Source organism: Thioclava arctica (assembly GCF_040892615.1).
In the GTDB taxonomy this organism is placed as follows: domain Bacteria; phylum Pseudomonadota; class Alphaproteobacteria; order Rhodobacterales; family Rhodobacteraceae; genus Thioclava; species Thioclava arctica.
In genome coordinates this window covers 24,939-30,938 of sequence record NZ_JBFRYC010000019.1, presented here as the reverse complement: position 1 = coordinate 30,938, position 6,000 = coordinate 24,939, and the positions used below count along the sequence as shown (strand labels likewise).

The following is a 6,000-nucleotide window of genomic DNA, read 5'->3' as shown; positions in this document are numbered from 1 at the left end:
CGGTGAAGCCGCACACCAAGTTCGAAGCTGAGGCCTATATCCTCACCAAAGAAGAGGGTGGCCGTCACACGCCGTTCTTTGCGAACTACCGTCCGCAGTTCTACTTCCGCACCACGGACGTTACCGGCACCGTTAACCTGCCCGAGGGCACGGAAATGGTCATGCCGGGCGACAACCTGAAGTTCGAAGTCGAACTGATCGCACCGATCGCCATGGAAGACGGTCTGCGCTTCGCCATCCGCGAAGGCGGCCGTACCGTCGGCGCCGGCGTGGTGTCGAAAATCCTCGCTTGATCGCGATCACTTGCTAATGAAAGGGCCGCCCGGTTGGGCGGCCCTTTTGCGTTGGGGGATGTGGAACCTCGCTGCCGTTCGGGGCATGGGGGACTTAACCCCAAGACGCATTTTGCAAGACGACACGATACCCATCGGGGTCTTCAAAAGTGCGTCCTAGAATATCCCAATAGGGATTGAACGATGTGACAGGCGCGAACCCAACGTCTTGCATCCGCTGAACCGCTTGCTTCCATTCGCGCGTGTCGGGCAGGTAGAAGACTATCAGGTTGTCCTTGGTTGGCGCTCGACCTGCTAGGTGCTCGGAGTTTTTTGTAAACTCAAAATGATAGGGCAGCTCGGGGTCGCCGACCATCAGGCCGTCAAAGCCGCTATGGTCCGAAAATTTGGCAAGAACCTTTAAACAAAGGCCATCGATGTAAAAGGGTTTCAGCGCCTCGATGTCATCAGTCGGACGCGCGATGCGCAACTTTGCGATTGTCATAGAGGGCTCCACTGTTTTGGATCACGAGACGTTTTTCCAACCTCAAATCCACTTCCGATCAAGAGCGTATTTTCCAGTAGATGCGGGTGCGAAGCAGTCATTCCCCGTCCCCAACTGGCGTAGCGCCTTGAAATCCGCTAACCTGAGCGCACACCGGTGGAGGCTGCGATGACCAAGACCCTTTTCTGATCCCGTTCCCGTAACCCGATCCGAAAGAGGCTGTTCATGTCTGACTACCCGCTGCCCCAGCGCTTTCCTGCGCCCGAGACCCGCAATCCTGTGATCCTGCCCGATGGCACGCCGCACGCACCGACCGTGTTCTTGCAGGCGGTGATCGACCATCCCAATATCGCGGTCGGGCGCTATGCCTATTACAGTCCGCATACGCCCGAGCCCGATCCGGCGGCGGTGCTGGCGCCCTATCTGTATCCCGGCGCGCCCGAGCGGCTGGTGATCGGTCCCTTCGCGCAGATTGCCCACGGGGTGGTGTTCATTACCGCATCGGCCAATCATCCGATGGGCGGGATCACCACCTATCCGTTTCGGATATTCGATATGCCCACGGCGCAGAAATACCGCGATGAAAATGCCGCGATTGGGGATACGGTGATTGGCCCCGATGTCTGGCTTGGCTTTGAGGCGCGCGTGATGGCGGGGGTCACGATCGGGGCGGGGGCGATTGTAGCGGCGGGCGCGGTGGTGAGCCGCGATGTGCCGCCTTACGCGATTGTCGCGGGCAACCCGGCGCGGCTGTTGCGGATGCGCTTTGCGCCCGATCAGGTGGCCCGGCTGTTGGAGCTGGCGTGGTGGGACTGGCCGGTGGCCGCGATCCGCGCCGCGCTGCCCGCACTTGAGGCGGGCGATGTCGCAGCCCTAGCGCAGTTTCGCCCCTAAGCGCGCTTGCACTGGCGGGCTTCTGCGCTAGGATTTGCGAAATCATAAGGTTAGCCTGCGCCCGTGACCAACAGTCCGATCCTGTATTCCCATTTTCTTTCTGGCGCGCCCGATCCCGACGGGCCTGTCGATATCGTTGCGGCCCTGCGCGATGAGCGGCTGGCCTGGGCGCATCTGGATGGCACCCATCCCGACGCGCAGCTCTGGATTCGCGAAGAGCTGGATTACCTTGATCCGCAGGCGGTCGAGGCGCTGGTGGACGTCAACACGCGCCCGCGGATGAGCCTTGTGGGCGATGGGGTGCTGGTGATCTTGCGCGCGATCAACTTCAACGAGGGCGAAGACCCCGAAGATATGGTCTCGTTGCGGATGTATCTGGACACGCAGCGAATCCTGACGATTTCCCGCAAGCGGGTGCGCGCTGTCGAGCGGATGAATGAGGCCTTGCGCGAGGGCACCGGGCCGCTGGATGCGGGCGCGTTTCTGGTGCGTATGACCGAAGATATCGTGGGCAATATCAACGTGTTTCAAAGCGACCTGGACGCGCATGCCGAAGAGTTGGAGGATCGGGTCTTTGGCGGGCAGGGGGACCATGTGCGCCATGATGTGCTGGATTTGCGCCTCAAGGTGATCGCGGCGCGCCGCTATCTGGGGCCGCAACGTGATGTGCTGATCAAGGTGTCACAGGCGCAATCCCCGATCATCGACGCGGTTACACGGCGCGAGATCGAGGAAGAGGCGTTCAAGATGACGCGGATTGCCGAGGATATGGATGAGCTGCGCGATCAGGCTCAGGTGCTGCGCGAGGAGCTGTCGAGCCAGCTGTCAGACCGGGTCAACCGCAACACGTTCGTGATGTCGGTGGTGACGTCGATCTTTCTGCCGCTGGGCTTTTTGACCGGGCTGTTCGGGGTCAATCTGGGCGGCATGCCGGGGCTGCAATCGCCTGTCGCCTTTGGTCTTTTGGTGGTGGGCTGCGTGGTGCTAGTGATCGCTCAGCTTGGCGTGATGGGATTGGTGCGCTGGGTGCTGCGCCGCGCCGTGCGCTAGGCGGGTCGCTGTGGGTTGCGGCGTTCTGAGGGCGGCACACCCCCGCAGCTTTGGACAAAAACGGGCCTGCGCAGGGCACGCGGCGAAAGCTTCGCGCGATTTGCGCAAATCGCTCTTGATTTCGCCTGCGCGCTGGCTTAGCAACCGCCGCACGGCATAGGGGTATAGCTCAGTTGGTAGAGCATCGGTCTCCAAAACCGAGGGTCGTGGGTTCGAGTCCCTCTGCCCCTGCCAATGAAAATTGACGATTTTTCATTGGCCAAGTCGTATATCCGAGACAGTTGGGCGTTTGGTTGGGGGAATTTGGCCCTACTGGCGCTCTGCGAGCAGGAAGTTTCTGGGCTCGGAGGCATTTGCATGCCGATGCGCTCCCGCCTTCTTCCATGATACTCCTTACGGTAGTGCGTCGCGGGTCAAGAGGCCAACGACCGTAGCGTCGCGCCTTAGCTCTCAAGCTGCCCGATGTTAGAAACAGGCCGCTTATTGTTCATGCGCCTAACTTGGAAGCGGGAATGGCTGATCTTTCTTGAGGAGACGGCTTGGCGTCGACATGCCGACACCCAGATCGTCAGTTCCCTGCTGACGATCTGCCCACTGGTCAACGCGATCCGCACCGCATCTTGGCGGAATTCGTCCGTTCTCCCATGTCCCATCGCTCGTCTCCTTTGTTGCAGTAAATGCTATCAAAGGGGCGGCATCGACCGGTCAGGTCGATAGAGTGCCGAATATGCCCGTCACCCAGTCTCAGCAAGATACCTTGCGCTGTAGCTGCGTTGCTTGACTTTGCGCAGTCATACGACTGATTGACATCGATGTCATTGAGTCGTATGACATCGATGTCTTTTTGATCATGCGCGATCGAATGTGCAGATAGAACGCGGCAAGGGGGAAGACTTTGGCCACAATATACGATGTTGCGAAAGTGGCGGGCGTTTCGCCAAAGACGGTTTCGCGAGTGGTCAACGGTGATGCGCCCGTGGGCGAGAAGACGCGTGCAAAGGTTGAGGCGGCGATCCGCAGTCTCGAATATGTGCCCTCCAGCGCGGCGCGGATGATGCGTTCGAACCGTTCGGGGTTGATTGGTGTGATCACTGGCGCGATCGCGCGCACCGCGGAGTTGTCAGATCCCAAGGGCCTGCCGGACCTGTATATCGTTCAGGGGATCCAGCAAATCATCGCGCAGCAGGATCTGACCTTGATGATCGCCGATACCGGCGGCAGCTTCGAAAAAGTTCCCTCTTTGATCCGGACATTTCAGCAGTATCGGGTCGAGGGGCTGATCTATGTGGCGGATTATCACAAGCAGGTGGCGTTTGATCCGGTGCCGCAAGGCTGTCCGCTGGTTCTGGCCAATTGCTATGATGCGTCAGGGACGCCCGCCGTCGTGCCTGACGACCAAAGTTGCCAAAAGTCGCTGGTCGAGCGCCTGATTGCGCATGGGCATCGCCGGATCGGTTATTTGACATTGGATCAGGACATGCTGGCTACGCCCTTGCGCGTCGCGGGGTATCGCGATGCGCTGCGGGCCGCGGGGCTCGAGTTTGATCCCGAGCTTGTCGCGACTGGTTACAAATTGACCGACGGGCCCTCGCATGAATGGCTGGGCGCGGCGCTGGACCGAATGCTTGCGCTGCCCAACCGGCCAAGCGTGATCTGCTGTGGCAATGATGAGATGGCGATGCGGCTCTACGGGCTGTTGCGCACGCGAGGCATCCGTGTCCCCGAAGAAATCTCGGTCGCCGGTTTCGACAATTACCGCACCATTGCCGAAACCCTGTACCCGTCGCTCAGCACGGTCGAGCTGCCCTATGCGGAGATGGGGCGTCGTTCGGCCGAGCTTTTGTTGTCCCTAATCTCGGAGGAGGCGCCCCCTCCGCACGATCCCGTGCGGGTGCCGGGGGGCGTATTCTGGCGCTCTTCCGTGATTGATCTCGAACCCGATCGCCAGACATCCAAGGGAGGATGACATGAAACTCTTCAACGTGACAGCCGGGGCGGTGATCGCCGCCACCGGGCTGTGCAATGCTGCCTTCGCGACGACCACGCTTTCGATTTGGTATCACGGCGCGGGCAACAAGGTGGAAAGCAAGATCATCAATCAGATCATCGATGATTTCAACGCGAGCCAGTCTGACTGGAAGGTCGCGCTCGAGAGCTTTCCGCAAAACAGCTACAATGACTCGGTGACCGCCGCGGCACTGGCCGGCAAGCTGCCTGACATCCTCGATATGGACGGGCCGATCATGCCAAACTGGGCTTGGTCGGGCTATTTGCAGCCGCTGCCGATCCCTGAGGATCATTTCAAAAACTTCCTGCCCGGCACCAAGGGCATCTATGATGGCAAGCTCTATTCGATCGGTCTGTGGGATGCGGCAGTGGCGCTTTACGCCCGCAAGTCGACGCTGAAGGAGCTTGGTCTGCGCACTCCGACGCTGGACAAGCCTTGGACCAAAGATGAATTTGACCACGCCCTGCAGGCTGCGAAATCCAGTGCCAAGTTCGATTACGCCATCGATCTTGGCATGTCGGATAAGTCGGAGTGGTATACCTATGCGTTTTTGCCGTTTCTTCAAAGCTTCGGTGGCGGACTTGTCGATCGCAAGACCTACGACACGGCCGAGGGCGCTTTGAATGGCGATGCTGCGATCGCTTGGGGCAACTGGTGGCAGTCGCTGTTCAAAGACAAACTTGCGCCGGGCACCAGTCAGGACCCGGCCGATCATGAAAACGGCTTCATCGACGGGAAATATGCCTTTTCGTGGAATGGCAACTGGAACGCGGTCAAGACGATGGCCAAGGTCGATGATGTCGAGTTTCTGCCCGCGCCCGATTTCGGGGACGGCCCGACCATTGGCGCGGCCTCGTGGCAATTCGGAATTTCGGCCAGCTCGCAGCATCCCGACGGCGCGGCTGATTTCATCAAATTCGCGACTCAGGACAAGTATCTGGCGGAATTCTCGAACGCGATTGGCCTGATACCGGCCACTGCCTCTGCCGCCCAGATGACCGATAATTACAAGGATGGCGGCGCGCTATCGGTGTTCTTCAACCTGTCCAAGGCGCAGGCCAAGAAACGTCCGGTAACGCCAGGCTATGTCGTGGAGTCGAAGGTGTTTCAGAAGGCCGCGGCCGATATCGCCGATGGCGCCGGGGTGACTGACACGCTGGATGCTTCGGTCGATCAGATCGACGCCGATATCAAGCGCAACGATGGCTACAAGAAAAACTAAGCCCTGCGCCTGCGGAAGGACACGGGCCACCCGTGCCCTTCCCGTCTTC

6 protein-coding genes and 1 tRNA gene are annotated in these 6,000 nt (G+C 59.8%); 6 read left to right on the top strand and 1 reads right to left on the bottom strand.

Going from position 1 to position 6,000, the window contains the following annotated elements; genetic code table 11:
* A partial coding sequence (locus tag AB4874_RS18480) for an EF-Tu C-terminal domain-related protein (protein WP_497031575.1) occupies window positions 1-293 on the top strand: 293 nt, incomplete at its 5' end.
* 94 nt (window positions 294-387) lie between these two features.
* Here AB4874_RS18480 and AB4874_RS18475 read toward each other — a convergent pair.
* Entirely contained in the window at window positions 388-777 is a 390-nt protein-coding gene (locus AB4874_RS18475; RefSeq protein WP_368393088.1) for a VOC family protein, read from the bottom strand.
* Between the two features lie 225 nt (window positions 778-1,002).
* Here AB4874_RS18475 and AB4874_RS18470 point away from each other — a divergent pair, with 225 nt between their 5' ends.
* The 5 genes from AB4874_RS18470 (at window position 1,003) to AB4874_RS18450 (ending at window position 5,951) form a co-directional block, all read left to right on the top strand.
* A complete protein-coding gene (locus tag AB4874_RS18470; protein ID WP_368393087.1) occupies window positions 1,003-1,671 on the top strand; it encodes a CatB-related O-acetyltransferase in 669 nt (222 codons plus the stop codon).
* A 63-nt stretch (window positions 1,672-1,734) separates the two neighbouring features.
* A complete protein-coding gene (locus AB4874_RS18465) occupies window positions 1,735-2,721 on the top strand; it encodes a zinc transporter ZntB (protein ID WP_368393086.1) in 987 nt (328 codons plus the stop codon).
* Between the two features lie 158 nt (window positions 2,722-2,879).
* A tRNA-Trp gene (locus AB4874_RS18460) sits at window positions 2,880-2,955 on the top strand.
* A gap of 661 nt (window positions 2,956-3,616) precedes the next feature.
* Entirely contained in the window at window positions 3,617-4,687 is a 1,071-nt protein-coding gene (locus tag AB4874_RS18455; protein WP_368393085.1) for a LacI family DNA-binding transcriptional regulator, read from the top strand.
* 1 nt (window position 4,688) lies between these two features.
* Entirely contained in the window at window positions 4,689-5,951 is a 1,263-nt protein-coding gene (locus AB4874_RS18450; protein ID WP_368393084.1) for an ABC transporter substrate-binding protein, read from the top strand.
* Window positions 5,952-6,000: the final 49 nt, after the last annotated feature.